The sequence below is a fragment of the Streptomyces sp. NPDC024698 genome (assembly GCF_055559015.1).
In genome coordinates, this window is the sequence record NZ_JBVHLK010000008.1 from 265,016 (window position 1) to 291,965 (window position 26,950).

23 protein-coding genes are annotated in these 26,950 nt (G+C 70.5%); 14 read left to right on the forward strand and 9 right to left on the reverse strand.

What is annotated here, in order from left to right; all coding sequences use genetic code 11:
- The first annotated feature begins 1 nt into the window (after position 1).
- Together ACZ4AA_RS20945 and ACZ4AA_RS20950 are read left to right on the forward strand one after the other, a co-directional pair.
- Positions 2-1,108 carry a potassium channel family protein gene (locus ACZ4AA_RS20945; RefSeq protein ID WP_467604121.1) on the forward strand — a complete coding sequence of 369 codons (1,107 nt, stop codon included), beginning with the start codon at positions 2-4 and terminating at the stop codon, positions 1,106-1,108.
- Positions 1,109-1,182: 74 nt separating this feature from the next.
- Positions 1,183-2,163, forward strand: a complete 981-nt coding sequence (locus tag ACZ4AA_RS20950; protein ID WP_467604123.1) for an NAD(P)H-quinone oxidoreductase — start codon at positions 1,183-1,185, stop codon at positions 2,161-2,163.
- Between the two features lie 139 nt (positions 2,164-2,302).
- Here the strand turns inward: ACZ4AA_RS20950 and ACZ4AA_RS20955 are convergent, their stop codons facing one another.
- Complete coding sequence (locus tag ACZ4AA_RS20955) at positions 2,303-3,268, reverse strand: hypothetical protein (RefSeq protein WP_467604127.1); 966 nt, start codon at positions 3,266-3,268, stop codon at positions 2,303-2,305.
- Positions 3,269-3,497: 229 nt separating this feature from the next.
- Here ACZ4AA_RS20955 and ACZ4AA_RS20960 point away from each other — a divergent pair, with 229 nt between their 5' ends.
- Complete coding sequence (locus ACZ4AA_RS20960) at positions 3,498-4,040, forward strand: bacterial proteasome activator family protein (protein WP_467604129.1); 543 nt, start codon at positions 3,498-3,500, stop codon at positions 4,038-4,040.
- Between the two features lie 213 nt (positions 4,041-4,253).
- Here ACZ4AA_RS20960 and ACZ4AA_RS20965 read toward each other — a convergent pair whose 3' ends face one another.
- The gene (locus ACZ4AA_RS20965) at positions 4,254-5,873 is read right to left on the reverse strand and encodes a protein kinase domain-containing protein (RefSeq protein ID WP_467604131.1); all 1,620 of its coding nucleotides are present in this window, start codon (positions 5,871-5,873) and stop codon (positions 4,254-4,256) included.
- Between the two features lie 291 nt (positions 5,874-6,164).
- Between ACZ4AA_RS20965 and ACZ4AA_RS20970 the strand changes: the two genes are divergently transcribed.
- Positions 6,165-7,730, forward strand: coding sequence for a protein kinase domain-containing protein (locus tag ACZ4AA_RS20970; RefSeq protein ID WP_467604134.1), 1,566 nt, complete (start codon positions 6,165-6,167; stop codon positions 7,728-7,730).
- 124 nt (positions 7,731-7,854) lie between these two features.
- Here ACZ4AA_RS20970 and ACZ4AA_RS20975 read toward each other — a convergent pair whose 3' ends face one another.
- Positions 7,855-8,517: a response regulator gene (locus tag ACZ4AA_RS20975; protein WP_467604137.1), complete on the reverse strand. Its 663-nt coding sequence runs from the start codon at positions 8,515-8,517 to the stop codon at positions 7,855-7,857.
- 412 nt (positions 8,518-8,929) lie between these two features.
- Here ACZ4AA_RS20975 and pdhA point away from each other — a divergent pair, with 412 nt between their 5' ends.
- From pdhA to ACZ4AA_RS20990, 3 genes are read left to right on the forward strand one after another with little or no spacing between them, the layout of a single operon-like run.
- On the forward strand, positions 8,930-10,159 hold the full coding sequence (pdhA, locus tag ACZ4AA_RS20980; protein ID WP_467604140.1) for a pyruvate dehydrogenase (acetyl-transferring) E1 component subunit alpha: 1,230 nt from the start codon (positions 8,930-8,932) through the stop codon (positions 10,157-10,159).
- A 2-nt stretch (positions 10,160-10,161) separates the two neighbouring features.
- On the forward strand, positions 10,162-11,142 hold the full coding sequence (locus tag ACZ4AA_RS20985) for an alpha-ketoacid dehydrogenase subunit beta (protein WP_467604143.1): 981 nt from the start codon (positions 10,162-10,164) through the stop codon (positions 11,140-11,142).
- A 9-nt stretch (positions 11,143-11,151) separates the two neighbouring features.
- Positions 11,152-12,621 (forward strand): dihydrolipoamide acetyltransferase family protein, encoded by a 1,470-nt coding sequence (locus tag ACZ4AA_RS20990; protein WP_467604146.1) that lies wholly within the window; start codon positions 11,152-11,154, stop codon positions 12,619-12,621.
- A gap of 69 nt (positions 12,622-12,690) precedes the next feature.
- On the opposite strand, the gene ACZ4AA_RS20995 is transcribed toward ACZ4AA_RS20990, so the two are convergent.
- Positions 12,691-13,587, reverse strand: a complete 897-nt coding sequence (locus ACZ4AA_RS20995; protein WP_467604150.1) for a D-alanyl-D-alanine carboxypeptidase family protein — start codon at positions 13,585-13,587, stop codon at positions 12,691-12,693.
- 202 nt (positions 13,588-13,789) lie between these two features.
- Between ACZ4AA_RS20995 and ACZ4AA_RS21000 the strand changes: the two genes are divergently transcribed.
- Both ACZ4AA_RS21000 and ACZ4AA_RS21005 read left to right on the forward strand, forming a co-directional pair.
- Positions 13,790-14,464, forward strand: coding sequence for a GntR family transcriptional regulator (locus ACZ4AA_RS21000; protein WP_467604154.1), 675 nt, complete (start codon positions 13,790-13,792; stop codon positions 14,462-14,464).
- Positions 14,461-15,759: an MFS transporter gene (locus tag ACZ4AA_RS21005; RefSeq protein ID WP_467604157.1), complete on the forward strand. Its 1,299-nt coding sequence runs from the start codon at positions 14,461-14,463 to the stop codon at positions 15,757-15,759. Before ACZ4AA_RS21000 ends, ACZ4AA_RS21005 begins: the two co-directional genes overlap by 4 nt.
- Positions 15,760-15,933: 174 nt before the next feature.
- Here the strand turns inward: ACZ4AA_RS21005 and ACZ4AA_RS21010 are convergent, their stop codons facing one another.
- Positions 15,934-16,758, reverse strand: coding sequence for a maleylpyruvate isomerase family mycothiol-dependent enzyme (locus ACZ4AA_RS21010; protein ID WP_467604160.1), 825 nt, complete (start codon positions 16,756-16,758; stop codon positions 15,934-15,936).
- Positions 16,759-16,912: 154 nt separating this feature from the next.
- On the opposite strand from ACZ4AA_RS21010, the gene ACZ4AA_RS21015 reads away from it, so the two are divergent.
- A complete protein-coding gene (locus ACZ4AA_RS21015; RefSeq protein WP_467604162.1) occupies positions 16,913-17,728 on the forward strand; it encodes a carbon-nitrogen family hydrolase in 816 nt (271 codons plus the stop codon).
- 116 nt (positions 17,729-17,844) lie between these two features.
- Here ACZ4AA_RS21015 and ACZ4AA_RS21020 read toward each other — a convergent pair whose 3' ends face one another.
- Positions 17,845-18,339 carry an LURP-one-related/scramblase family protein gene (locus ACZ4AA_RS21020; RefSeq protein ID WP_467604165.1) on the reverse strand — a complete coding sequence of 165 codons (495 nt, stop codon included), beginning with the start codon at positions 18,337-18,339 and terminating at the stop codon, positions 17,845-17,847.
- Between the two features lie 92 nt (positions 18,340-18,431).
- Between ACZ4AA_RS21020 and ACZ4AA_RS21025 the strand changes: the two genes are divergently transcribed.
- Entirely contained in the window at positions 18,432-20,255 is a 1,824-nt protein-coding gene (locus ACZ4AA_RS21025; RefSeq protein ID WP_467604168.1) for an NHL domain-containing thioredoxin family protein, read from the forward strand.
- A gap of 6 nt (positions 20,256-20,261) precedes the next feature.
- Here ACZ4AA_RS21025 and ACZ4AA_RS21030 read toward each other — a convergent pair whose 3' ends face one another.
- The 3 genes from ACZ4AA_RS21030 to ACZ4AA_RS21040 all read right to left on the reverse strand — a co-directional run bounded on the left by ACZ4AA_RS21030 (position 20,262) and on the right by ACZ4AA_RS21040 (position 23,942).
- Positions 20,262-20,507 (reverse strand): DUF6458 family protein, encoded by a 246-nt coding sequence (locus ACZ4AA_RS21030; RefSeq protein WP_467604170.1) that lies wholly within the window; start codon positions 20,505-20,507, stop codon positions 20,262-20,264.
- Positions 20,508-20,667: 160 nt separating this feature from the next.
- Positions 20,668-21,963, reverse strand: a complete 1,296-nt coding sequence (locus ACZ4AA_RS21035) for a M18 family aminopeptidase (protein WP_467604173.1) — start codon at positions 21,961-21,963, stop codon at positions 20,668-20,670.
- Positions 21,964-22,115: 152 nt separating this feature from the next.
- On the reverse strand, positions 22,116-23,942 hold the full coding sequence (locus tag ACZ4AA_RS21040) for an acyl-CoA dehydrogenase (protein WP_467604382.1): 1,827 nt from the start codon (positions 23,940-23,942) through the stop codon (positions 22,116-22,118).
- A gap of 142 nt (positions 23,943-24,084) precedes the next feature.
- Between ACZ4AA_RS21040 and ACZ4AA_RS21045 the strand changes: the two genes are divergently transcribed.
- The 3 genes from ACZ4AA_RS21045 (at position 24,085) to ACZ4AA_RS21055 (ending at position 26,947) form a co-directional block, all read left to right on the forward strand.
- Entirely contained in the window at positions 24,085-24,576 is a 492-nt protein-coding gene (locus ACZ4AA_RS21045) for an SseB family protein (RefSeq protein WP_385397409.1), read from the forward strand.
- Between the two features lie 155 nt (positions 24,577-24,731).
- A complete protein-coding gene (locus ACZ4AA_RS21050) occupies positions 24,732-25,709 on the forward strand; it encodes a pirin family protein (RefSeq protein ID WP_467604176.1) in 978 nt (325 codons plus the stop codon).
- A 119-nt stretch (positions 25,710-25,828) separates the two neighbouring features.
- A complete protein-coding gene (locus ACZ4AA_RS21055) occupies positions 25,829-26,947 on the forward strand; it encodes an AI-2E family transporter (protein WP_467604179.1) in 1,119 nt (372 codons plus the stop codon).
- Positions 26,948-26,950 lie beyond the last annotated feature (3 nt).

Genomic DNA, 26,950 nt, shown 5'->3' on the forward strand with positions numbered 1-26,950 from the left:
AGTGTTTCACGTGAAACTTCCGGGCGATGACACGATCGCCCGCCAGGCCGACGAACATCTCGTGACCTACCAGGTGAAGCTGCCGCAGAAGGTCGTGCAGCGGCCTCTTCGGCAGGTGGCGAAGCGGCTGGCGGTGGCGCTGCTGCTGCTCGTGCTCACCGCGCTCATCGTCTGGGCCGACCGCGGCGGCTACACCGACAACTCCGACGGCAGCGTCGACATGCTCGATGCCTTCTACTACGCGACGGTCACCCTCTCCACCACCGGATACGGCGACATCACCCCGACCAGTGACATCGCCCGGCTCATCAACATCCTCGTCATCACTCCCCTGCGGGTCCTGTTCCTGATCATCCTGGTCGGCACCACCCTGGAGGTCCTCACGGAGCGCACCCGGGAGGAGTGGCGACTGAACCGCTGGAAGGCGACCTTGAGAGAACACACCGTCGTTGTCGGGTTCGGGACCAAGGGGCGGTCGGCCATCGAGACCGTCTGCGCGACCGGGCTCAAGAAGGAACAGGTCGTGGTCGTCGACCCGAGTTCCCGGGTGGTGGACGCGGCGACGGCCGAGGGATACGCGGGAGTGATCGGGGACGCCACCCGCAGCGACGTGCTGATGCGGGCCGAGGTCCACAAGGCGCGACAGATCATCATCGCCACCCAGCGGGACGACACCGCGGTCCTGGTCACCTTGACGGCGCGGCAGCTCAATCGCGGAGCGAAGATCGTCGCCGCGGTCCGTGAGGAGGAGAACGCGCCGCTGCTCCGGCAGTCCGGCGCCGACGCGGTCATCACCAGCGCCAGCGCGGCCGGCCGGCTGCTCGGGCTCTCCGTGCTCAGCCCCGCGGCGGGCATGGTGATGGAGGACCTGATCCATCAGGGCAGCGGGCTCGACATCGTGGAGCGGCCCGTCACCAAGGCCGAGGTGGGCCTCGGCGCCCGCGAGACGACGGACCTGGTGGTCAGTGTCGTACGAGGGCATCGCGTGCTCGGATACGACGATCCGGACGTCGGCGCGCTGGAGCCGATGGACCGGCTGATCACGATCGCCCGGGTCACGCGCAGCACCCGGATGATGCCGGGCCACCGGCCCTTGCCGCAGGACTAGACGGACCCTGCCGCGCGACTAACCGGCCCCTGCCGCAGGACTGGACGGAACCTTCCAGGAGTAGCGTCCCTCTCATGTACGCGATCACGATTCCCGAACCTGGTGGGCCCGAGGCGCTGGTGTGGGACGAGGTTCCCGATCCGGTGCCGGCCGAGGGCGAAGTGCTGGTCGAGGTGGTGGCCAGCGCCGTCAACCGCGCCGATCTGCTGCAACGGCAGGGCCTGTACAACCCGCCGCCCGGCGCCTCCCCCTACCCCGGACTCGAATGCTCGGGGCGCGTCGCCGCGGTCGGCCCGGGTGTCCTGGGCTGGTCGGTCGGCGACGAGGTGTGCGCGCTCCTCGCGGGCGGCGGATACGCCCAGAAGGTCGTCGTCCCCGCGGGCCAGCTGCTGCCGGTGCCCGCGGGCCTGGAGCTGCGGCAAGCGGCGGCGCTGCCCGAGGTGACCTGCACGGTCTGGTCGAACGTCTTCATGGTCGCCCATCTGCGTCCCGCCGAGACCCTGCTCGTGCACGGCGGCTCCAGCGGCATCGGCACCATGGCGATCCAGCTGGCGAAGGCCGTCGGAGCGAGGGTCGCGGTCACGGCGGGTACGAAGGAGAAGCTCGACTTCTGTGCCGAGCTGGGCGCGGACATCCTGATCAACTACCGCGAGCAGGACTTCGTCGAGGAGATCAAGAGGGCCACCGGAGGGGCGGGCGCCGACGTCATCCTCGACAACATGGGGGCCAAGTACCTCGACCCCAACGTGCGCGCGCTCGCCGTCAACGGACGGCTCGCCATCATCGGCATGCAGGGCGGCCTCAAGGCGGAGCTGAACATCGGCGTTCTCCTGAACAAGCGCGCCGCCGTCAGCGCCACCTCGCTGCGCGCCCGGCCGCTCGGCGAGAAGGCGGCGATCGTGGCGGCCGTACGGGAGCATGTGTGGCCGCTGATCGACTCCGGCCATGTCCGTCCGGTCGTCGACCGCGAGCTGCCCATGAGCGAAGCGGCCGACGCGCACCGGGTGCTGGAGGAGAGCAGTCACATCGGAAAGGTGCTGCTGGTCGCTCCTTAGGGAGCCCCGCGCCAGGCCCCCCAGCGCTCCCCGGTGCTCCCCAGCGATCCGCAGGGCTACTCGGGGCCCCAGTGCTCACCAGGACTGCCGAGTTTTCCCCTGGGCCTCCCAGCGCTCCCCAGGCCTCGCCCGGGCTTCCTCAGGCGCGGCGTACCCGCAGGCCCAGGAAGGCCAGGGCCAGGCCGAGGCCGATGAGGATCAGGCCGCTGCCCAGCGGCAGGATCGCCAGTTCCGTGTCCGGCGTGGAGCCGGGGCCGACCACGCTCTGCTGGACGGGGACCGCGTTCCCGCCCGAGGGATCGGGGGCGGTGTCCGGCTCGGTGAGTCCGGCGTCGGCGGCGGGGGCGGTGTCCTGGAGGGCCGGGGCGGCGGTGCTGTCCGGGTCCGGGCTGTCGGGGGTGTCGGGGCTGTCCTGACGGGCCGTGGTGTCCGGATCAGCCGTCCGGCCGGGCCGCTCGCGCCCCTCGCCCGCGTAACTGCCCGCACGGGACGGGTCCGCCGTGGCGGTGGGCCGTGCGGGATCCGAGGCGGCGGGGCCGGGCGCCCCCGGGCCCGCGGACTCGTGGGCGGACGGCCCGGACGAGCCGCCCCCGGTCCCTCGGGCGGACGGAGTCGGGGAGGCGGTCCCCCGGGCGGACGGGGCCGGTGAGGTGCTCCCCTGGCCGGACGAGGCCCCCGAAGGGCTCGCGTCCGCCGAAGGACGCGCATCCGCCGAGGGAGTGGGCGTACCGCCGTTCGAGGGACTTCCGGAGCCGGTGGGGGCGGTGTCCGAGCGGGCCCCGGAGCCGGTGGGAGCGGTGCGGGAGAGGTTCCCGGAGCGCGCCGGAACGGCGGACGAGGAAACGCCCGAGCCGGCCGGGACGGCGGGCGAGCGGGCTCCCCGGGCTGCCAGGAGGGTGGCCGAGAAGGTCCCCGGGGCCGCCAGGACGGTGGACGAGCGGATGCCCGAGCCCGTCAGGGCCGTGGACGCGAGGGCTCCCGGGGCCGCCGGGAGCCTGGACGTGAGGAACGGGGAGCCCGGGGCGGCGATCGCGAGGGGGCCGGCGTTCAGCAGGGCGGCCGCGAGGAGTCCGGCCGTGGGCAGGGTGCGCAGCCATGGAGTCACGTCGGTGACCCCCTCCCGGAAAGGTTCCGCCAAGACGGGTGCCGTGATCGACGGAACCAGCCTCACATGACGTCGTGATCCCGGCATCTCGGCCGAAAGCACTGCCATTCGCGCACTTCAGAGGCCGTGGAACCGCACGGATTCGCCAACTGGGCCGACCTAGGTGGTGGATCACCGTGTACGGGGGGCACCACCGTGATGGAGTACGTGGGTGCGAGAGAATGGCGGCATGGAGATGCCGAGGAACGAACGGTCGCCGGAGAAGCCTCAGGTCCTGGTTGTCGGCCAGGACGGAATGGCGCTCGGCGGCACCGGGGACGAGGACGTCCGTGAGATCCCGGTGACGGAGATGGTGGAGCAGCCGGCCAAGGTGATGCGCATCGGCAGCATGATCAAGCAGCTGCTGGAGGAAGTGCGCGCCGCACCCCTGGACGAGGCCAGCCGGGTCCGCCTGAAGGAGATCCACGCGAGCTCCGTCAAGGAGCTGGAGGACGGTCTCGCCCCGGAGCTCGTGGAGGAACTGGAGCGCCTGTCCCTGCCGTTCACGGACGAGGGGACCCCGAGCGACGCCGAACTGCGGATCGCGCAGGCTCAGTTGGTGGGCTGGCTGGAAGGACTCTTCCACGGGATCCAGACGACCCTGTTCGCCCAGCAGATGGCGGCCAGGGCTCAGTTGGAGCAGATGCGCCGTGCCCTTCCTCCGGGCGTCGGCGGTCTGGAGGACGACGAGGACCCCCGTACGGGGGGCCGTGCGGGCGGACCGTACCTGTAGCCCCGCGGGTGGACCCACCTGCCCTTGCGCGGGCGGTGGAGCCGCCGCGCCCACGCATCCCCACGATCCCGCGTCACCCCGACAGGACAACGGGCCCGGCACTCACGTGCCGGGCCCGTTCCCGCATGCGCAGCCGGCACCCGGAGTGCCCCGTAGGCGTCCGGGACGGCACCCGGAGCGCCCCTGGGTTGTCCGGCAGTGTCCGACCAGAGCCTAGGACGGGTTGCCCGAGGACACCTTGAGTTCGATCACGGGCATGCTCTTGGGGTCGAGGTCACTGCCGGCGGAGGGGAACTCCTCCATGATCGTGTCCTCGCCGTAGGTGTTCTCGTCGACGCGGGTGATCTTCATCTGCCAGCCGGCGGCCTGGAAGCAGGACTTCACCGAGCTCAGGTTCTTGAACTGGAAGTCCGGGAGCTGGATCTTCTTCGGGTCGTCGTACGACTCCGTCGGGTCCGTGCACTTCTCGGTGTCGATGGTCTTCGAGGTGTCGGCACCCTTGTGTCCCACGACCGGCGTGGACGACGAACTGGTGGTGCTCTGCCCGCCGCCCTTGTTGTCGTCGCCGGACCCGCCGTTCATGACGAGCGCCGTGATCAGGCCGCCGACGGCGACGAGCGCGACGATGACCGACCCGATCACGACCGCCTTGTTGCTCCTGCCGCCGCCCGAACCGCCGGCGGCGGGCTGGGGCGAGAGGTTGTACGGGGGAGGCGTGGAGGGTCCGTGCTGCCCGGCGTACGCGGAGGTCTGCGGCGGGGGCTGGTAGCCGCCCTGCTGCGGGTAGCCGTACGCCGGTGCGGGTGTCGGCGTGCCGTACGGGCCGGGCTGGTACGGCGTCTGCACCGGTCCCGGCGCCGGGGTGCCCTGCTCGACCGGCGGGAACACGGCGGAGCCGACACCCGAACCGCTCGGTGTCTGGGCGCCCGGCACGATGTTCGGCGCGACGGCCTGGAACGACTGGGCGACCCGGAGGCACTCGTCGCGCATGGTCTCGGCGCTCGGGAAGCGCTCGTTCGGGTTCTTCTTCAGCGCGCGGGCGATCAGCGCGTCCACCGCCGGGGGCAGCGAGCGGTTGACCGAGGAGGCCGCGACCGGCTCCTCCTGGACATGCGCGTAGGCGATGGCCAGCGGGGAGTCCGCCTCGAACGGCAGCCGCCCGGTGACCAGCTGGAACAGCATGATGCCGACCGAGTACAGGTCGGACCGGGCGTCGACGCCCCGGCCGAGGGCCTGCTCGGGGGAGAGGTACTGCGGGGTGCCGACGACCATGCCGGTCTGGGTCATCGAGGTGACGCCGGACTGCATCGCGCGGGCGATGCCGAAGTCCATGACCTTGACGACGTTGCGCTTGGTCATCATCACGTTGCCCGGCTTGATGTCCCGGTGGACCAGGCCCATCTCGTGGCTGATCTCCAGGGCCGCCAGCACGTCCGCGGTGATCTTCAGGGCCTTGTCGGCGGGCATCGCGCCGTACTGCTGGATGTCCGCGTCGAGGACCGAGCCGAGCGGCTTGCCCTCGATGTACTCCATGACGATGTACGGCGTCGTCATGCCGTCGAGGTCGTCCTCGCCGGTGTCGAAGACCGAGACGATGTTCGTGTGGGTGAGCTTGGCCACCGACTGGGCCTCGCGGCGGAAGCGCTCGCGGAAGGCCTGCTCCCGGCCGAGCTCGGTGTGCAGAGTCTTGATGGCGACCTGCCGGTCGAGCACCGAGTCGTAGGCGAGGTGCACCGAGGCCATACCGCCCTCGCCGAGCAGATCGCGCAACTGGTAGCGGCCGCCGGCGACCGCGCGCCCCGCGTACCGGCCCTGTGCGCCGTCCTGGCTCATCTTCTGCGTCCCCCGCGGCCGTGATCGATTGGCTTATTCCGGGCCAAGTCTGCCCGAGGGCACGGACACGTCAAGCTCGGTGCCCGTTCCGTGACCGTCTGAGAAAGAAGCGTCGCGGAAGCGTTACAGGTGACGTACGTCCGGTACACGGAATGTGCACCGGTGGGTCGGACGGCCGGTCCGTCTCACGCTCATCTCGGACCGGCGCCATGCGTGGAGCCTGTAGCGTGGCCCGACGGAGACCGTAACAACCACCGCGCAGACCGCGGGCAGAAACGACGGCGAGGACTGATGGCACAGCAGCAGCGCGCTCAGGGCCCGTCCGACCCCGAGGCGACTGGCGGCGGTATGTCAGATGCGCCGGAGATGTGGGGTAACGGCGGGCTGGTCGGCGACGGCCGGTATCGGCTGACGCACAGGCTCGGCCGGGGTGGCATGGCCGAGGTGTTCGCCGCCGAGGACGTGCGCCTGGGGCGGACGGTGGCGGTGAAGCTGCTCCGTGCCGATCTGGCCGAGGACCCCGTGTCCAAGGCCCGTTTCACACGCGAGGCACAGTCGGTCGCGGGGCTCAACCACCACGCGGTCGTGGCCGTGTACGACTCCGGCGAGGACGTGGTCGGGCACGGGGTCGTCCCGTACATCGTCATGGAGATCGTCGAGGGTCACACGATCCGCGATCTGCTGATCAACGCCGAGGCCCCCGGGCCCGAGCAGGCGCTGATCATCGTCTCGGGTGTCCTGGAGGCGCTGGCCTACTCGCACCAGCACGGGATCGTGCACCGGGACATCAAGCCGGCGAACGTGATCATCACGGAGACCGGCGCGGTCAAGGTTATGGACTTCGGTATCGCGCGTGCCCTGCACGGCGCGCAGTCGACGATGACCCAGACCGGCATGGTCATGGGCACCCCGCAGTACCTCTCCCCGGAGCAGGCGCTCGGCAAGGCCGTCGATCACCGCTCCGACCTGTACGCGACCGGCTGTCTCCTCTACGAGCTCCTCGCGCTGCGGCCCCCGTTCACCGGGGAGACGCCGCTGTCGGTGGTCTACCAGCACGTCCAGGACATCCCGCTGCCTCCCTCGGAGGTCGACCGCGAGGTGCCGCCGGAGCTCGACGGGCTCGTCATGCGCGCCCTCGCGAAGGATCCGGACGACCGGTTCCAGACCGCCGAGGAGATGCGCGGACTGGTCCAGTACGCGCTTCAGATGCTGTACGACCAGGGCAGCCACACCGGCACCTGGAACACCGGCCCGGTCACCCTGCACGAGGGGCCGCGCGGCCAGGTCGGCGGCTTCGCCGGTACGGCGGCGCTGCCGCACCCCGGTGACTACGGCACCACGCAGATCCCGGCGCCGCTCATCCCGCCCTACGGGACCGGTGACGACGGCGGCTTCGAGGGGCACGGCAACCGGGGCAGCGGCCGCGGCAAGCTGTGGCTCCTCGCGTTCTTCGCGCTGATCGCCATCGCCGGCGGTGTCGCGCTCGCGTTCCACAACATGGGCAACGGCACGGGCTCGGGGACCGGCACCACGCCGTCGCCGACCGTCTCGCACTCCAGCAAGACCGACGACTCGACCGACCAGCCCAGCGACGACTCCACGGACCAGTCCACGGACGACAGCACCTCGGACGACTCGACAAACACCGGCGGGAACCAGGACTACACGCCGTCGTACCAGCCGACCCAGGACACCACCACCCAGGCGCCGCCGGACCAGCCGACCGACCAGCCGACGAAGACCCCGCCGACCTCGGCGCCCCCGACGACCCAGCCGAGCACGCCGACGTCGGAGCCGACGAGCGGCGATCCGGCCGGCGGCGGCACCGAGTCCCCCGCCGCGGGTGACCTGGGCTGACCCGACAGGGCCGGCCGGACGGATCCGGGAAGAGACACCTTCCGCGCGCGGGAGCCCACGACGGGCTTCCGCGCGCGGCGTGTCCGGGGCCTTCGCGCCGGACCGGCGCATTCACCCGGCGCATTCAGGGGTGCTGCTGTTCCGCCTGTTTGCGCGCCACATAGGCGGCCGCCTGCGACCGGCGCTGCATTCCGAGTTTGGACAACAGGCTCGACACATAATTCTTGATCGTTTTCTCGGCGAGGTGCAGCCGCTCGCCGATCTGGCGATTGGTGAGCCCTTCGCCGATCAGGTCGAGAATTCTGCGTTCCTGCTCGGTGAGGCGGGAGAGCCGGTCGTCGTCCTTGGTGCCGCCGCTCCTCAGCCGTTCCAGGACACGCGCGGTGGCCGCCGGGTCGAGCAAGGACTTTCCCGCCGCGACATCCCGTACGGCCGCGAGCAGCTCATGGCCGCGAATGGCCTTCAGGACATAGCCCGAGGCCCCCGCCATGATCGCGTCGAACAGGGCCTCGTCGTCGGCGTACGAGGTCAGCATCAGGCATTTGACGCTCTCGTCCGCGGAGCGGATCTCGCGGCAGACTTCCACCCCGCTGCCGTCCGGGAGGCGTACGTCGAGGACGGCGACGTCCGGGCGGGTGGCCGGGATCCGTACCAGTGCGTCGGCCGCCGTACCCGCCTCTCCGACCACCTCGATGTCGTCCTCGGTCGAGAGCAGTTCGTGGACGCCGCGGCGGACGACTTCGTGGTCATCGAGGAGGAATACGGTGATTTTCCCGATTTCACGCACACTGTCAGTCTCACACACGATCATGGGCACTGCGCCAGGTGAACTCTTCCCGAGCCCGGGGTGGCCGGGATAACGTGCCGGTGTTCCGGCCCCCTGCAAGGCTGTGACCAGTGCTGTGACCAGCGACTGTTCCGATCTGCTCGATCTAGTAGGAAATCCACGTTTCCAAGTACTTGGATTTCCTATAAAAATCGCAGGTCAGGAGGGGTTTCACAGAAATGTGAAGCACTGGGTAACGTGGCAGTTGCAGGGCGCTCGCCGGGGCACCTGTCACGCCTGTTCCCGGCCGAGTGGCACCCACCCCGTGCACGGGTGCCGGAACAGGCGAGCCGCTCTCCCGAGCTCGAACCGCGAGCGAGGGGGACCCCAGCCTTCCGGCAACCCCGGGGGCCGGACCGACGGAGGAGCACACGTGACCGTGGAGAGCACTGCCGCGCGCAAGCCGCGACGCAGCGCAGGTACGAAGAGCGCAGCGAGCGCCAGTACGACCGGTACCAAGAGCGCCGCGAGCAGGAGCACCGGCGCGGCCGCCAAGAAGCCGCTCGGGGCGACCGGCGGCGAGCCTGAGCTCGTTCAGCTGCTGACCCCGGAAGGCAAGCGGGTCAAGGACGCCACGTACGACCCGTACGTCGCCGACATCACCCCCGAGGAGCTGCGCGGTCTGTACCGGGACATGGTCCTGAGCCGCCGCTTCGACGCGGAGGCCACCTCCCTCCAGCGCCAGGGCGAGCTGGGCCTGTGGGCCTCGATGCTCGGCCAGGAGGCCGCACAGATCGGTTCGGGCCGGGCCACCCGCGACGACGACTACGTCTTCCCGACCTACCGCGAGCACGGCGTCGCCTGGTGCCGCGGAGTCGACCCGACCAACCTGCTCGGCATGTTCCGGGGCGTGAACAACGGCGGCTGGGACCCGAACGGCAACAACTTCCATCTGTACACGATCGTCATCGGCTCGCAGACGCTGCACGCCACCGGCTACGCCATGGGCGTCGCCAAGGACGGTGCCGACTCGGCCGTGATCGCGTACTTCGGTGACGGCGCCTCCAGCCAGGGCGACGTCCTGGAGGCCTTCAACTTCGGAGCGGTCTACAACGCTCCCGTGGTGTTCTTCTGCCAGAACAACCAGTGGGCGATCTCCGAGCCGACCGAGCGCCAGATGCGCGTGCCGCTGTACCAGCGCGCGCAGGGCTTCGGCTTCCCGGGCGTCCGCGTCGACGGCAACGACGTGCTCGCCAGCCTCGCGGTGACCCGCTGGGCGCTGGAGCGGGCCCGCAACGGCGAGGGCCCCACCCTGGTCGAGGCCTACACCTACCGCATGGGCGCGCACACCACCTCCGACGACCCGACCAAGTACCGGGCCGACGAGGAGCGCGAGGCGTGGGAGGCGAAGGACCCGATCCTGCGCCTGCGCGCCTACCTGGAGTCCGCAAACCACGCGGACGAGGGATTCTTCGCGGAACTCGAGGCCGAGAGCGAGGCGTTGGGCAAGCGAGTGCGCGATGTGGTGCGGGCCATGCCCGACCCGGACAAGTTCGCCATCTTCGAGAACGTGTACGCGGACGGGCACGCGCTCGTCGACGAGGAGCGCGCCCAGTTCGCCGCCTACCAGGCGTCGTTCGCGGACGCGGGGGAGGGCAAGTAGCCATGACGACGGAAAAGATGGCGCTGGCCAAGGCGATCAACGAATCGCTGCGCACGGCCCTGGACACCGACCCCAAGGTCCTCATCATGGGCGAGGACGTCGGCAAGCTCGGCGGTGTCTTCCGGGTCACCGACGGGCTTCAGAAGGACTTCGGCGAGGACCGGGTAATCGACACCCCGCTCGCCGAGTCGGGCATCGTCGGCACCGCGATCGGCCTGGCCCTGCGCGGCTACCGCCCGGTCGTGGAGATCCAGTTCGACGGATTCGTCTTCCCGGCGTACGACCAGATCGTCACCCAGCTCGCGAAGATGCACGCGCGGGCGCTGGGCAAGATCAAGCTCCCCGTCGTCATCCGTATCCCGTACGGCGGCGGCATCGGCGCGGTCGAGCACCACTCGGAGTCCCCCGAGGCGCTCTTCGCGCACGTGGCGGGCCTGAAGGTGGTCTCTCCCTCGAACGCGGGCGACGCCTACTGGATGATGCAGCAGGCCATCCAGAGCGACGACCCGGTGATCTTCTTCGAGCCCAAGCGGCGCTACTGGGACAAGGCCGAGGTCGACAAGGACGCCATCCCCGGCCCGCTGCACAGGGCGCGGGTGGCCCGCGAGGGCAGCGACCTCACCCTGGTCGCGTACGGCCCGATGGTGAAGGTCTGCGTGGAGGCCGCCGCGGCCGCGCAGGAGGAGGGCAAGTCGATCGAGGTCCTGGACCTGCGCTCGATGTCCCCGATCGACTTCGACTCGATCCAGGCCTCGGTCGAGAAGACCCGCCGCCTGGTCGTGGTGCACGAGGCACCGGTGTTCCTCGGGACGGGCGCGGAGATCGCGGCCCGTATCACCGAGCGGTGCTTCTACCACCTGGAGGCGCCCGTCCTGCGGGTCGGCGGCTATCACGCCCCGTACCCGCCGGCCCGCCTGGAGGAGGAGTACCTTCCGGGCCTCGACCGGGTGCTCGACGCCGTCGACCGCTCGCTGGCGTACTAGGAGAGAGTCGTGACGACGATGACTGAGAACGCGTCGGGACTCCGCGAGTTCAAGATGCCCGATGTGGGCGAGGGGCTCACCGAGGCGGAGATCCTCAAGTGGTACGTCCAGGTCGGTGACACGGTCACCGACGGACAGGTCGTCTGCGAGGTCGAGACCGCCAAGGCCGCGGTCGAGCTGCCGATCCCGTACGACGGTGTGGTGAGCGAACTCCGCTTCCCCGAGGGCACGACGGTGGACGTCGGCCAGGTGATCATCACGGTGGACGTGTCCGGCGGGACGGCGTCCGCGCCGGCCGCCCCGGCCGCCCCGGCCGCCGCACAGGCCCCCGCGGCTCCGGCTCCCGCCGCCGCTCCGGTGGCGGCTCCCGAGGCGGAGGCCAAGCCCGGAGGCCGCAAGCCGGTCCTCGTCGGGTACGGCGTGGCGGAGTCCTCCACCAAGCGCCGCCCCCGCAAGGGCACCGAGGCCCCGGCCCAGCAGAGCGAGACGCTCTACGCGGCCACCGCGATCCAGGGCGAGCTCAACGGCCACGGCCACGGCTCCGTGGTCCGGGAGCGGCCCCTGGCCAAGCCCCCGGTCCGCAAGCTCGCCAAGGACCTCGGCGTCGACCTGGCGACGGTCACCCCCTCGGGCCCGGACGGCATCATCACGCGGGAGGACGTGCACGCGGCGGCCGCCCCGGCGCAGGCACCGGCCCCCGTGGCCGCCCCGGCTCCGCAGGAGGCCCCGGCCCCCGTCCAGCCGCAGGTCCCGGCTCCGGCCGCGTCCTTCGACGGCGCGCGCGAGACCCGGATCCCGGTCAAGGGTGTCCGCAAGGCGATCGCCACCGCGATGGTCGGTTCCGCGTTCACCGCCCCGCACGTCACCGAGTTCGTGACCCTCGACGTGACGCGCACGATGCGCCTGGTCGAGGAGCTCAAGCAGGACAAGGACATGCAGGGGCTGCGGGTCAACCCGCTGCTGCTCATCGCCAAGGCCCTGCTGGTCGCGATCAAGCGCAACCCGGACGTCAACGCGTCCTGGGACGAGGCCAACCAGGAGATCGTCCAGAAGCACTATGTGAATCTGGGCATCGCCGCCGCCACGCCCCGCGGGCTGATCGTGCCGAACATCAAGGACGCCCACACCAAGACCCTGCCGCAGCTGGCCGAGTCGCTGGGCGAGCTGGTGGCCACGGCCCGCGAGGGCAAGACCTCGCCGGCCGCGATGCAGGGCGGCACGGTGACGATCACCAACGTCGGCGTCTTCGGCGTCGACACGGGCACGCCGATCCTCAACCCCGGTGAGTCCGCGATCCTCGCGGTGGGTGCGATCAAGCTCCAGCCGTGGGTCCACAAGGGCAAGGTCAAGCCCCGTCAGGTCACCACCCTGGCGCTCTCCTTCGACCACCGCCTGGTCGACGGCGCGCTCGGATCGCAGGTCCTCGCGGACACCGCGGCCGTCCTGGAGCAGCCCAAGCGGCTGATCACCTGGGCGTAAGCCGTCCGGCGCCGAACGGAAAGGGGCCTGCCGCGCACCGCGCGGCAGGCCCCTTTCCGTCGGACCGCTCTACCTGGCGAAGGCGTAGTTCATCAGCTTCTTGGCGTCGGACGTGCGGTTGGTGATCGACGTGGAGGCGAGCACCGTGCCGATGACCGTCTTGCCGTTACGGGTGGCGGCGAAGACGAGGCAGTAGTGAGCCTCGGGGCCCGAACCCGTCTTGACGCCGATGGTGCCGGTGTAGCCGGTCAGCAGAGGCTTGTTGGTGTTCTCCCACGTGTAGTAGCGGTAGCCGCCACTCGCGGTCGTCACCTTCTGCTTCGTGGAGACGGTCTTGACGACCGTCTTGAACGTGGAGCTCTTCATGGCGCTGCTGGCGATCTTCGTCAGGTCACGCGGCGTCGACCAGTTGTTGCCGTTGCCGATGCCGTCGAACGAGTCGAAGTGCGTGTGCGTCAGGTGCAGGCTGGTCGCGGCAGCGTTCATCTTGCCGATGAACGACTTCACGCGGGCGGCGCGCGTCGTGCCCGAGCCGAACTTGTCGGCGAGCGCGTAGGCGGCGTCGCAGCCGGACGGCAGCATCAGACCGTAGAGGAGCTGACGGACGGTGACCTTGTCGCCCACGATCAGGTGCGCCGAGGAGGCGGTGTTGGCGACGATGTAGTCGCTGTACGCCCTCTGGATCGTGACCTTGGCGTCCAGGTTCAGGTTCGGCTGGGCCAGAACCACCTTGGCCGTCATGATCTTCGTGGTGGAACCGGTGGACAGCTTGGTGTCCGCCGCCTTGCTGTAAAGGGACGCGGCCGTCCCGTTGTTCATCACATAACCGCCCTTGGCGGTGATCGTGGGGGTGGCGACGGCGCCCGCCGGCGCGGCGCCGAAAGCTCCGGCCGCCAGCACGGCGCCGGTCGTGAGGGTCACAGCGGCGGCCTTGCGGAAACGCGTGCCCTTAATGCCGGTAATCAAAATGAATGCTCCGTATGCGCGAAATGCCCCTGGGAGAACGGCACATGACGGTGCCGTCCCACGTTCAGACTCCTGGGACGGGCGAAGGGATGCACGGCAAACGGATGAAATTCATGTGACCTGGGTTACGGGCAGGGCCCGTTGGGGTCCGCATGCTGAAATGCCCCCGGCCATGCGTACGTGTTGTATCTATGATGTGCGCATGCCTTCCGCCCCACCCGCGCCCGTGCAACTCCCCGCCAAACAGCCGCCGGCGGCAGATCGCGTCTACGCCCACGTCAAGGACGGGGTCCTGGAGCGCCGTTACGAGGGCGGGGCCCTGCTCACCGAGGGCGAACTCGCCGACGCCGTGGGCGTGTCCCGCACCCCGGTCCGCGAGGCGCTGCTCCGCCTGGAGGCCGAGGGGCTGATCAAGCTCTACCCCAAGAAGGGCGCGCTCGTCCTGCCGGTCTCCGCCCAGGAGATCGCGGACGTGGTCGAGACCCGCCAGCTCGTGGAGGAGCACGCGGCGCGCAAGGCCGTACCGGCGTCGCCGCAGCTCCTGGCCCGGCTGGAGGAACTGCTCGAACGGCAGAAGGAGCAGGCCGCCGCCGGGGACCTGGCCGCCGCGGCCGTCACCGACCGCTGCTTCCACGCCGAGATCGTCCGCAGCGGCGGCAACGAGATCCTCTCCCGGCTCTACGACCAGCTCCGCGACCGCCAGCTGAGGATGGGGGTCGCCGTGATGCACGCCCACCCCGACCGGATCACCAAGACGCTCGTCGAGCACGAGCAGATCCTCCGGGCGCTGCGCTCCGGCGACGCCGACGCGGTCGTCGGCCTCATCCACGGACACGTCAGCTGGTTCTCCAACCTGGCGCGGGGCGAGGTCCGATGAGCTCCCCCGCCACCCTGCCCGGCGACCCGCCCGGCGGCCGGCGCGCGATCGCCGTCTGGGGCATCGGCGTCTCGGTCTACTTCGTCGCGGTCATCTTCCGTACGTCCCTGGGGGTGGCCGGGCTCGACGCGGCGGACCGCTTCCACGTGGGCGCCTCCGCCCTGTCCACCTTCTCCATCCTCCAGCTCCTCGTGTACGCGGGCATGCAGATACCCGTCGGGCTGCTGGTCGACCGGCTCGGCACCAAGAAGGTGCTGACCATCGGCGTCGTGCTGTTCACGGCGGGGCAACTGGGCTTCGCGTTCTCCACCTCGTACGGCATGGCGCTGGCCTCGCGCGCGCTGCTGGGCTGCGGTGACGCGATGACCTTCATCAGCGTGCTGCGGCTCGGCACCCGCTGGTTCCCCGCCCGGCGCGGACCGCTCGTCGCGCAGTTCGCGGGCCTGGCCGGCATGGCCGGCAATCTTGTCTCGACGCTGGTGATCGCCCGTCTGCTGCACGGGGTGGGCTGGACGACCGCGTTCGCCGGCAGCGCCGGGGCCGGTGTGCTCGTCCTGGTCCTGCTGCTGCTGTTCCTGGAGGACCACCCCGAAGGCCACCGGCCGGAGCCGTTCCCCCACCGGGGCGCCGCCTACGTCCGCCGGCAGATCGCCGCCGCCTGGCGCGAACCCGGCACCCGGCTGGGCCTCTGGGTGCACTTCACCACCCAGTTCCCGGCGATGGTGTTCCTGCTGCTGTGGGGGATGCCGTTCCTCGTCCAGGCGCAGGGACTGACCCGGGCCACCGCCGGTGAGCTGCTGACCCTCGTCGTCCTGGCCAACATGGGCGCGGGGCTGGTCTACGGACAGATCGTCGCCCGGCACCACACCGCCCGGCTGCCGCTCGCGTTGGGCACGGTCGCGGCGACGGCGGTCGCGTGGGCTGGGGTGCTGGTGTACCCCGGCGAGCACGCGCCGATGTGGCTGCTGGTCGTGCTGTGCACGGTGCTCGGGTTCTGCGGGCCGGCCTCGATGCTCGGCTTCGACTTCGCGCGCCCGGCGAATCCGCCGGAGCGCCAGGGAACGGCGTCCGGGATCACCAACATGGGCGGTTTCGTCGCCTCGATGACGACGCTGCTGGCCGTCGGTGTCCTGCTCGACGCCACCGGCGACAACTACCGGATCGCCTTCGCCTCCGTGTTCGTGCTCCAGGCGGCCGGGCTGAGCCAGATCTTCCGGCTGCGGAAGGAGGCGGCCCGCCGGGAGCGGGAACGGCTCGTGGCCAGCCGGGTGGAGACGGTGCACGTACCGGCGTGACCGCCCGAAGCCCGTACCGCCCCTGCCGCTCTCCCCGCTGCCCCTGCCGCTGACCGGGGCCGGAGCGGCCGAGTGACCGGAAGGGGCGGGCGAGCCGACCGGAAGGGCGGGCGAGGGAACGCCCCGCCCCTTTGCCCGTGCCCGGACGGCCTGTCCGCCCGTCCGCCCCGTCCGCTACGGCGTGACGGCGAGGTTGCGCAGGATCGCCGCGGCCAGATCGGGATCGCCCTCGACCTTGATGCGGTCGGACACGGTGTCGGGGTGGACGCGGCCGCAGGTCAGCCGGACGAAGGTCTCCCAGTCGAGGCCGAGGCTCACCGCGGGACCGAGGGAGGGCGCACCGTCTATCGTTCCGCGCCCGTCGGCGTCGACACGGACGGTGCGCAGGAACTCGACCGGACCGTGCACGTCGAAGACGACCGCGGAGTTCGCCGGCGCCCCCGCGCCCTTGGCGACGACCTTCGGCAGCGCGGCCAGCAGCTGGTCCCGCACGACCGCCGAACCGGGGGAGTCCAGGTTCCCGGGCCGGCCCAGGGTGTACCGCAGGTCCTGCTCGTGCACCCACACGTCGAAGGCGCGGTTGAGCATGGCCTGTTCGAGGGTGATCTCGGTGCCGAGCGGACCCCGCACCTTGGCGTCGGGCTGCCGCGACTCGTTCCGCAGCTGCCGGTTGCGGCGGATGACCGTGTACTCCAGCTCGGAGGTCATCTCCGGCGCCGTGTGGTGGCGGCGCACGTCGACCTGCATCTCCATGTACCGCTGGTGTTCGTTCGTCACGTGGTAGAGGTCGCGGGGCAGGGTGTGGATCGGCCGGGGGTCGCCGAGCATCTCGCAGTCCATCCCGATGACATGCGAGACGATGTCACGGACCGACCAGCCGGGGCACGGGGTCCGCCGGTTCCACTCGCCCTCCACCAGCGGCTGCACCAGCTCGGATATCGCTTCGATGGAGTGGGCCCAGGCGTCGGCGTAGGACTGAAGACTCGGATGCAGACTCACGGAACGGGACCCCTCGGGCGGTTGGACGCGGGCAGTGCACAGGCAGCGGGTGTCTTGGGACGCTAAGTTACGCTGCTGTGAGGCACCCCGGCAGTGCTTTCGTGTGACGATCGTAGGCCCGTATGGACGGCTCGAATGCCAGGACGGTGGTAGTGTGCGCGCCTCGCTCCTCCAGATCGACGTAAACGAAGACGAATCGGTCGCTTCCCGCAGGCTCCGGGTGGCGGACCTGGTACGGGATCAGGCCGGAGCCGATCTCGTCGTGCTCCCCGAGCTGTGGACCACCGGCGCCTTCGCCTACGAGGAGTTCCGTGAGCAGGCCGAACCGCTGGACGGGCCGACCCACGAGGCGATGAGCAAGGCGGCGAGCGACGCGGGCGTGTGGCTGCACGCCGGCTCGATCCCCGAGCTCGCCGCGTCCGGGACCGGCACCGTGGCCGAGGCCCCCCTCTACAACACCTCCCTGGTGTACTCCCCCGCCGGTGAACTCGTCGCCGCCTACCGCAAGATCCACCGCTTCGGCTTCGACCAGGGCGAGGCCGTGCTGATGGGCGCGGGCACGGACCTGGTGACGGTGCGGCTGCCGGAGACCGTCCTCGGCCTGGCCACCTGCTACGACCTCCGGTTCCCCGAGCTCTTCCGCGGGCTCGTCGACGCCGGGGCGCAGACCCTCGTCCTCTCGGCGGGCTGGCCCGAACGGCGCCGTGCCCACTGGACCCTGCTCGCGCAGGCGCGTGCCGTCGAGAACCAGACGTTCGTCCTCGCCTGCGGAACGGCCGGTACGCACGCGGGAGTTCCCCAGGCCGGTCACTCGATCGTGGTCGACCCGTGGGGCGAGGTCCTCGCCGAGGCGGGTCCCGGCGAGGAGATCCTCACCGTGGACTTCGACCCGGCCAAGGTCGCGGCGACCCGGGAGCAGTTCCCGGCCCTGAAGGACCGTCTGCTGGGCCTGGACACCCCGGCCCGCTGACCACCGCGCGCGTCCGGCCGGCCGGGGTCTCCCCCCACCACCCGTGCCGGACGCCCGCACCCGGCCGGGGACCCGGAACCCGAAGTCCCCGGGACGGGTGCCGCCCTCCCGTACCGTCAGTCGTCCCCTCGCTCCTTCTCCGCGAGATGGATCACGCACACCGCGACCGCGATCAGCAGCGCCGGATCGGCGTCGTCGCGTACGACGTCGACGCCGTAGGTGTCGCGGAGGTGGAGCCAGCGCCGGGAGATCTGGGCGAGGAGTTCGTTGTCGTAGTCGACGGCGAACTCACGGTCGAGGATCTTTCCGCTGACGTCGAGTTCGGTGCCGTCGACCAGCGACACCCGATAGTGATTGCGGAGCAGGGACAGACGCTTGCGCTTGATGGTCGCGAGCGGATCGCCGTCCCGCTCGATGATCATCGTGTCGCGCAGCGCGAGCATCTTCTGGTGGATGTCGATCAGGACGCGTCCGCGGGTGTCCTTCAGCTGGAAGGTGTCCCGCAGCCGCATGGCCTTGCCGTCGACGAGGAAGACCTTGTTGCCGTGGTCGTCCTCGATCCAGTAGTCGTCACCGAAACCCAGCAGCCGGTCGCGCACGAGGTATCTCATGCCGTCACCGGTTCCCCGCCGAACGCCCCGAAACGCCGCCGGTAGGCCGACGGGCTGAGTCCGGGACCCGGCAGGGTGGCACCCTTGATCGCATGAACGCTGCTTCCTCCGCCCCGCGCCGTGTCCGTGTCCGTGCTCCCGAGCTCGTGGGGAAGGGCGGGTGGCTCAACACGGGTGGGAAGGATCTGAAGCTCGCCGACTTCCGGGGCCGGATCCTGATCCTGGACTTCTGGACCTTCTGTTGTATCAACTGCCTGCACGTCCTGGACGAGTTGCGGGAGCTGGAGGAGAAGCACCGGGACACCGTCGTCATCGTCGGGGTGCACTCGCCGAAGTTCGTGCACGAGGCGGAGCACCAGGCGGTGGTCGACGCCGTGGAGCGTTACGGGGTGGAGCACCCGGTGCTCGACGACCCGGAGCTCGCGACCTGGAAGCAGTACGCCGTACGGGCCTGGCCGACGCTCGTGGTGATCGACCCCGAGGGGTACGTCGTCGCCCAGCACGCCGGCGAGGGGCATGCCCACGCCATCGAGCGGCTGGTGGAGGAGCTGGAGGCAGAGCACGCGGCGAAGGGCACCCTGCGCCGGGGCGACGGGCCGTACGTGGCGCCCGAACCCGAGCCGACCGTGCTGCGCTTCCCGGGCAAGGCGCTCGCCCTGCCGAACGGGAATCTGCTGGTCAGCGACACGACCCGGCATCAGCTCGTGGAGCTGGAGGAGGACGGCGAGACGGTCGTCCGGCGTATCGGATCGGGCGGCCGGGGCTTCGTGGACGGCGCCGCCGAGAAGGCGGGGTTCAGCGAGCCGCAGGGCCTCGCGCTGCTGGACGAGGGCACGGTCGTCGTCGCGGACACCGTCAACCACGCGCTGCGCCGGGTCGATCTCGCGACCGGCGCGGTCTCCACCCTCGCGGGCACCGGGCGCCAGTGGTGGCAGGGGTCGCCGACGTCGGGTCCGGCGCGTGAGATCGATCTGTCCTCGCCGTGGGACGTGGCCCTGTTCGGCGGGAAGATCTGGATCGCCATGGCCGGGGTGCACCAGCTGTGGGCGTACGACCCGGCGACGGAGGGTGTGGCGGTCACCGCGGGCACGACGAACGAGGGGCTGGTCGACGGACCGGGACCCGAGGCCTGGTTCGCGCAGCCGTCGGGGCTCGCCGCGACGGCCGACCGGCTGTGGTTGGCGGACTCCGAGACCTCGGCACTGCGCTGGGTCGACCTGGACGAGGTCGTGCACACGGCGGTCGGCACCGGTCTTTTCGACTTCGGGCACCGCGACGGGGCCGCCGGACAGGCCCTGCTCCAGCACCCGTTGGGTGTCACCGCGCTCCCCGACGGTTCGGTCGCGGTCTGCGACACCTACAACCACGCGCTGCGCCGCTACGACCCCGCGACGGGTGAGGTGACCACACTGGCCACGGATCTGCGGGAGCCGAGCGACGCCGTGCTGGTGGGGGACGACATCGTGGTGGTGGAGTCGGCCCGGCACCGGCTGACCCGGCTGCGGCTGCCCGAGGAGGCCGTACGGGTCGAGTCGGTCGCCCATCGCACGCAGCGCGCGGCCACCGAGGTCACCCCGGGGGCCGTCAGGCTGGACGTGATCTTCCAGGCGCCGGCCGGGCAGAAGCTGGACACCCGCTACGGCCCGTCGACCCGGCTCCTCGTCTCGGCCACACCGCCCGAGCTGCTGCTCGCGGGTGAGGGCGCCGGCACGGATCTCTCACGGGCCGTCCAGCTGAACCCGGCGGTCACGGAAGGCGTGCTGCACGTGTCGGCGATGGTGGCGTCCTGCGACGACGACCCGGACAACGAGTACCCGGCCTGTCATGTGCACCAGCAGGACTGGGGGGTGCCGGTCCGCCTCACCGAGAGCGGAGCGGACCGGCTGCCCCTGGTCCTCGCGGGCATGGACGGCTGAGCGGACTCAGACGCCGTATCCGTCGGAGTAGCCGTCGCGGCGGCGCCGGTCGTCGTCCACGACGGTCGCCGCGGGCGGTACGACCACGCGCCGGCGCCTGGCGATGCTGCTGAAGGTGGTCACGCCGATCAGTCCGACGATCATGAGGATCACGCCGACCAGATGAAGGTTGACCCCCTGCATGTGCCAGTCGGTCGCGAACGTGAGGATCGCCCCCGCGGCGATGAGGATGATGCATCCGCCCAGGCCCATGGGTGTCGTCTCCTTGTGATGGCAACTCCGAGTCGTTCCGGACCTGTTCCGGGTACCCGGGACCTCGCGGGCCATGCGGAGGCGGTTCCCCGCATCGCGCGCCGCCGCTCGTGGCGGCGGCGCGCTCCACCTCAACTCGACGTGGGTTTCGCGGCCGGGGCTATGCCTCCAGGAACGCCACCAGCGCGTTCGTCAGCAGGAACGGGTCGTCTGCGCCGCAGAGTTCGCGGGCGCTGTGCATGGACAGGATGGCCACGCCGATGTCGACCGTTCTGATGCCGTGCCGTGCCGCCGTGATGGGGCCGATGGTGGTGCCGCAGGGCATCGAGTTGTTGGAGACGAAGGACTGGAAGGGCACGCCCGCCTTCTCGCAGGCGGCGGCGAACACGGACCGGCCCGAACCGTCGGTGGCGTAGCGGTTGTTGACGTTCACCTTGAGGATGGGGCCGCCGTTGGCGCGCGGGTGGTGCGTCGGGTCGTGCCGCTCGGCGTAGTTGGGGTGCACGGCGTGGCCGGTGTCGCAGGAGAGGCAGACAGTGCCGGCGAAGGCGCGGGCCCGGTCCTCGTAGGAGCCGCCGCGGGCGAAGACAGAACGTTCCAGCACACCGCCGAGCAGCGGTCCGTCTGCTCCGGTGTCGCTCTGGGAGCCGTTCTCCTCGTGGTCGAAGGCGGCGAGGACGGGGATGTACGAGAGCTTGGAGCCGTCCGCCGCGACCGCCGCGAGCGCGGCCGTGGCCGCGTGCACGGACAGCAGGTTGTCCATGCGCGGTCCGGCGAGCAGTTCGTTGTCGCGGCCCAGATAGGAGGGCCGTTCGACGGAGTGGGTCATCAGGTCCCAGCCGGTGACCTCGCCCGCGCCCAGTCCCGACTCCTGTTCCAGGAAGGAGATCAGGTCGCCCTCGCGGGTGTCGCCGAGTCCCCAGACGGGCTGGAGGTGGCGCTGCTTGTCGAGCTTGAGCCCCTCGCTGGTGACGGAGCGGTCCAGGTGGATGGCCAGCTGCGGCACGCGCAGCAGGGGGCGGTCGATGTTGACCAGGCGGGTCGAGCCGTCCCGCAGCGACAGCCGTCCGGCCAGGCCCAGGTCCCGGTCGAGCCAGGAGTTCAGCAGCGGTCCGCCGTAGATCTCCACGGCGATCTGCCGCCAGCCGTGCGCTCCGGTGTCGGGGAGCGGCTTGACCCGCAGGTTCGGGGAGTCGGTGTGCGCGCCGATGATCCGGAAGGGTGTGTGGGCGTCGGCGCCCTTCGGCACGTACCAGGCGATGATCGCCCCTCCGCGCAGCACGTACTTCCCGCCGCTGGTCCCGTCCCACGCGTCGGTCTCGGCGACCTGACGGAATCCGGCCTTCTCCAGCCGCTCGGCGGCGGTCGCCACGGCGTGGTACGGCGTGGGGCTCACCGCGAGGAAGGACATGAGGTCGTCGGTGTGGCCGCGGTCGAAGCGGGTGGGTGCACTCATGGGTTCACCTTAACGACGCACGAGGGCCCGCTCCCTGGGTTGGGAACGGGCCCTCGTAAGGGGGATGTGAAGGGTGGACACCTTGGGACACCTGAGCGGACGAACAGGTGCCGGACCGGTGTCGGGTGGGCCCGGCGGGCCTGGACGGGGCCTTAGAAGGCGGCCTCGTCCAGCTCCATCAGGTCCAGGTCGACGCCCTCGGCGAGCTTGCGGGCACCGGTGACGCCGGGGAGGACGTTGGCGGCGAAGAACCTCGCGGCCGCGATCTTGCCGGTGTAGAAGGGCACATCCTTGGCGGAGGCGGTCTCCAGCTTCTCGGCGGCGACGGCGGCACCGCGCAGCAGCAGGTAGCCGACGACCACGTCACCGGAGGCCATCAGCAGGCGGGTGGTGTTGAGGCCCACCTTGTAGATGTTCTTGACGTCCTGCTCGGTTGCGGCGAGGTCGGTCAGCATCAGGCCGACGATGGCCTCCAGCTCGACGGCGGCCTTGGCGAGCTGCTCACGGGCGGTGGACAGCTCCTCGCCGCCGGTGCCGAGGGCCAGGAACTTCTTGATGTCCTCGGCGAGGGAGTTCAGCGCGGCGCCCTGGTTGCGGACGATCTTGCGGAAGAAGTAGTCCTGGCCCTGGATCGCGGTGGTGCCCTCGTACAGCGTGTCGATCTTGGCGTCACGGATGTACTGCTCGATCGGGTATTCCTGGAGGAAGCCGGAGCCGCCGAAGATCTGGAGCGACTGGGCGAGGAGCTCGTAGCCCTTCTCGGAGCCGTAGCCCTTCACGATCGGCAGGAGGAGGTCGTTCAGGGCCTCGGCGGCGGCGGTGTCCTCACCGGCGGCCTGAAGGACCTGGATCTCGTCCTGGACGGCGGCGGTGTGCAGGACCAGGGCGCGCATGCCCTCGGCGTACGCCTTCTGCGTCATGAGCGAGCGGCGCACGTCCGGGTGGTGCGTGATGGTGACCTTGGGCGCGGCCTTGTCCATGAAGTCGGCCAGGTCGGTGCCCTGGACGCGCTCCTTGGCGTACTCCAGCGCGTTCAGGTAGCCGGTGGACAGCGTGGAGATGGCCTTCGTGCCGACCATCATGCGGGCGAACTCGATGATGCGGAACATCTGGCGGATGCCGTCGTGCTTGTCGCCGATCAGCCAGCCCTTGGCGGGGTGGCGGTCGCCGAAGGTCATCTCGCAGGTGTTGGAGGCCTTCAGGCCCATCTTGTGCTCGACGTTCGTCGCGTACACGCCGTTGCGCTCGCCCAGCTCGCCGGTCTCGAAGTCGAACTCGAACTTCGGGACGAGGAAGAGGGACAGGCCCTTGGTGCCGGGGCCGTGGCCCTCGGGGCGGGCGAGGACGTAGTGGAGGATGTTCTCCTCCATGTCGTGCTCACCGGAGGTGATGAAGCGCTTCACGCCCTCGATGTGCCAGGAGCCGTCCGCCTGCTCGATCGCCTTGGTGCGGCCGGCGCCCACGTCCGAGCCGGCGTCCGGCTCGGTGAGGACCATGGTGGAGCCCCAGCGCTTCTCGACGGCCATCGTGGCGATGTGCTTCTGGACGTCGTTGCCCTCCTCGAAGAGGATGCCCGCGAACGCGGGGCCCGAGGAGTACATCCACACGGCCGGGTTCGCGCCCAGGATCAGCTCCGCGTACGCCCAGATGAGGGAGCGGGGCGCGGTGGAGCCGCCGATCTCCTCGGGCACGCCGAGGCGCCAGTACTCGGAGTCCATGAACGCCTTGTACGACTTCTTGAAGGACGCCGGGACGGGCGCGGTGTTGGTCTCCGGGTCGAAGACCGGCGGGTTGCGGTCGGCGTCCGCGAAGGACTCGGCCAGCTCGTTCTCCGAGAGGCGGGTCAGCTCCCCGAGGATGCTCTTGGCGGTGTCCGTGTCCATTTCCGCGAACGGGCCGGTGCCGTACAGCTTGTCGCGCCCGAGCACCTCGAAGAGGTTGAACTCGATGTCGCGGAGATTCGACTTGTAGTGCCCCATGGCGACGGCTCCGTAAGGGATCGGCGAGGCACTGACTCCTCGCATCTGGTTCACGTACCAACAAGTAGCTTCGATGATGCTACCCGTCAGTAATAAGAAGCAACCCCGAGTGGGCCATATGTGGCCCACTACTCTTTGACGCATGTACGGCTACGAGCAGAACGCAGGCGCCCAGCAGGGGTACGTCCCGCCGCAGCAGCAGATGCCCGGCCAGATGCCGGACGGCCAGATGGCCGGCGGGTACGGCCAGCAGCAGCCCCTGTATCCGGAGCCGTCCCCGCCGTCCCTGCCGGACGCGGTCCGCGCCTTCACCACGGGTGCCATGGCGGCCGAGGACTTCCAGCAGGTCTTCGCCACCTCCAAGGTCTACTGTCCGCGCGGTGACAACCCCGGGTTCCTGGCGCTGCACAACACCCAGCAGCCCGTGATCCCGATGTTCACCTCGCTCAAGGAACTGCGCCGGTACGCGGGCAAGGAGTCCAAGTACTTCGTGATCACCGGGGCCGAGGTGATCGACCTGCTGCCCACGGGCTACGGCTTCGTGATCGACATGGAGGGCAAGCACCGGATGGTCTTCGACGCGAAGGCCGTGGAGCAGATGGTCGACTTCGCCATGCGCCGTATGTACGGCTGACGGTCGCCGCGGGTGCCGCCGGCGCCCCGGTGTCCGCTCGGTCGGATGCCTCTCGAACCTGTGACGCCCGGAGGGAATGCCCTCCGGGCGTCCGTCGTTACGAGTGGCAGAAAGTTCAATCCTCAACTAAACTCGAAGCACAAGGAGGTACCGACATGCCCGCAGTGACTGTCGAGAACCCGCTGGCCCTGCCCCGTGTGGCCGCGCCCGCCGACGCGGTGGAGCGTCCCGTGCTGACCGTGACGACCGCGCCCAGCGGCTTCGAGGGCGAGGGTTTCCCGGTCCGCCGGGCGTTCGCCGGGATCAACTACCGGCACCTCGACCCGTTCATCATGATGGACCAGATGGGTGAGGTGGAGTACGCGCCGGGCGAGCCCAAGGGCACCCCCTGGCACCCGCACCGCGGCTTCGAGACCGTGACCTACATCATCGACGGCATCTTCGACCACCAGGACTCCAACGGTGGCGGCGGCACGATCACCAACGGTGACACCCAGTGGATGACGGCCGGTTCCGGACTGCTCCACATCGAGGCGCCGCCGGAGCACCTGGTGGCGTCGGGCGGCCTCTTCCACGGGCTCCAGCTGTGGGTGAACCTGCCGGCCAAGGACAAGATGATGGCCCCCCGGTACCAGGACATCCGGGGCGGCACCGTGCAGCTGCTCAGTACCCCGGACGGCGGCGCGCTCCTGCGGGTCATCGCCGGTGAGCTCGACGGCCACCAGGGCCCCGGCATCACGCACACCCCGATCACCATGGTCCACGCCACGATCCGGCCCGGTGCCGAGATCACCCTGCCGTGGCGCGAGGACTTCAACGGCCTCGCCTACGTGCTCGCCGGACGCGGCAGCGTGGGCGCGGACCGCCGGCCGGTCCACACCGGCCAGACCGCCGTCTTCGGCACGGGCTCCTCGCTGACCGTCCGGGCGGACGAGAAGCAGGACTCCAACACGCCGGACCTGGAGGTCGTGCTGCTCGGCGGCCGGCCGATCAGGGAGCCCATGGCCCACTACGGCCCGTTCGTGATGAACACCCGCGACGAGCTCCAGCAGGCCTTCGAGGACTTCCAGAAGGGCCGCCTGGGGACCATCCCGGCGGTGCACGGGATGTCGGAGGGCGGCCCGCAGGGCTGAGCCCCGCCCGCGGACCCGTCGTCGCGTCGAAGGGAAGCCCCGTCCGCCGAGTGGACGGGGCTTCCCCCGTTCGGGCTTCCCCGGACGCCGCCACGGCTGACGCATGGTCAGCTGGCAGGGTGCAGCTACTCCCCGAGGGTGCCCGGCGGCTGGCGGCCTGGTGCGTCGTGATCCTCCTGGCCGCCGGGGTGGGATGGGTGGGGATCCAGCTGTGCGCGGAGTTCCGCACGGCGGTCGTGCCGGTGCTGCTCGCCCTGCTCGGCACCGCCCTGCTCGGCCCGCTGTACCGGCGGATGGTCAAGGCGCGGCTCAACCGCTCGCTGGCCGCCGCCCTCACCTGTGTCGCGGTGGCCGTCGTCGTCGGCGGTGCCGTCTACGTCGTCGTCGCCGCGCTCATCCACACCGGCGCCCAGATCGTGTCCTCGCTGCGGCAGGCCTCGCGGTCCGTCGCCGAGCACTTCGGCGCGGCGGGCACCTCGCTCGACGACCTCGCCGCCAACTCCAAGGACCTGCTGGCCAAGTTCGGCGGCACGGCCGCGTCCAACGTCGTCAGCGGGGTCAGCGTGGTGGCCGAGACCCTCGCCATGGGCTTCCTCGCCCTGCTGCTCGTGTTCTTCTTCCTGCGCGACTCCCACCGGGTGGCCGGATCGCTGCGCTCGCTCGCGCCCCGGGGGACCGCCGACGTCGTCGAGGCCATGGCCCGGCGTGCCTACGGGGCCGTCGAGGGCTTCATGCGCGGGACGACGATCATCGCGCTCATCGACGCCCTCTGCATCACCGTCGGGCTCCTGGTCCTGCGCGTCCCGGGCGCGGTCGGGCTCGGCGCGCTGGTCTTCGTGGGGGCGTACATCCCGTATCTCGGCGCGTTCCTCTCCGGCACGGTGGCCGTCCTGGTGGCCCTCGCGGACCGGGGTTTCGTCATCGCCCTGTGGACGCTCGGGGTCGTGCTCGCCATCCAGATGCTGGAGGGGTACGGCCTCCAGCCGATGATCCAGAGCCGGCAGGTGCAGATGCACCCGGCGGTGGTGCTGCTCGCGATCACGGCGGGCGCGTCCGTGGCGGGCGTCCTCGGCATGCTGCTCGCCGTCCCCCTGACAGCCGCCGCCTTCGGCGTCGTGCACGAACTCCGGGTGCGCTACGCCCCGCAGGGGCCGGACGGGCCGCCGGGCGCGGAGGGCCCCGGTACGCCGGGATTCCCCGGAGCGCCGGGGGCACCGGGACCGTCCGCCGACGCGTAGCCG

Coding starts and splice junctions, on each gene's coding strand:
- ACZ4AA_RS20950 (WP_467604123.1), top strand. CDS start 1,183: ATGTACGCGATCACGATTCCCGAACCTGGTGGGCCCGAGGCGCTGGTG.
- ACZ4AA_RS20960 (WP_467604129.1), top strand. CDS start 3,498: ATGGAGATGCCGAGGAACGAACGGTCGCCGGAGAAGCCTCAGGTCCTG.
- ACZ4AA_RS20965 (WP_467604131.1), bottom strand. CDS start 5,873: ATGAGCCAGGACGGCGCACAGGGCCGGTACGCGGGGCGCGCGGTCGCC.
- ACZ4AA_RS20970 (WP_467604134.1), top strand. CDS start 6,165: ATGGCACAGCAGCAGCGCGCTCAGGGCCCGTCCGACCCCGAGGCGACT.
- ACZ4AA_RS20985 (WP_467604143.1), top strand. CDS start 10,162: ATGACGACGGAAAAGATGGCGCTGGCCAAGGCGATCAACGAATCGCTG.
- ACZ4AA_RS21000 (WP_467604154.1), top strand. CDS start 13,790: ATGCCTTCCGCCCCACCCGCGCCCGTGCAACTCCCCGCCAAACAGCCG.
- ACZ4AA_RS21005 (WP_467604157.1), top strand. CDS start 14,461: ATGAGCTCCCCCGCCACCCTGCCCGGCGACCCGCCCGGCGGCCGGCGC.
- ACZ4AA_RS21020 (WP_467604165.1), bottom strand. CDS start 18,339: ATGAGATACCTCGTGCGCGACCGGCTGCTGGGTTTCGGTGACGACTAC.
- ACZ4AA_RS21025 (WP_467604168.1), top strand. CDS start 18,432: ATGAACGCTGCTTCCTCCGCCCCGCGCCGTGTCCGTGTCCGTGCTCCC.
- ACZ4AA_RS21030 (WP_467604170.1), bottom strand. CDS start 20,507: ATGGGCCTGGGCGGATGCATCATCCTCATCGCCGCGGGGGCGATCCTC.
- ACZ4AA_RS21035 (WP_467604173.1), bottom strand. CDS start 21,963: ATGAGTGCACCCACCCGCTTCGACCGCGGCCACACCGACGACCTCATG.
- ACZ4AA_RS21040 (WP_467604382.1), bottom strand. CDS start 23,942: ATGGGGCACTACAAGTCGAATCTCCGCGACATCGAGTTCAACCTCTTC.
- ACZ4AA_RS21045 (WP_385397409.1), top strand. CDS start 24,085: ATGTACGGCTACGAGCAGAACGCAGGCGCCCAGCAGGGGTACGTCCCG.
- ACZ4AA_RS21050 (WP_467604176.1), top strand. CDS start 24,732: ATGCCCGCAGTGACTGTCGAGAACCCGCTGGCCCTGCCCCGTGTGGCC.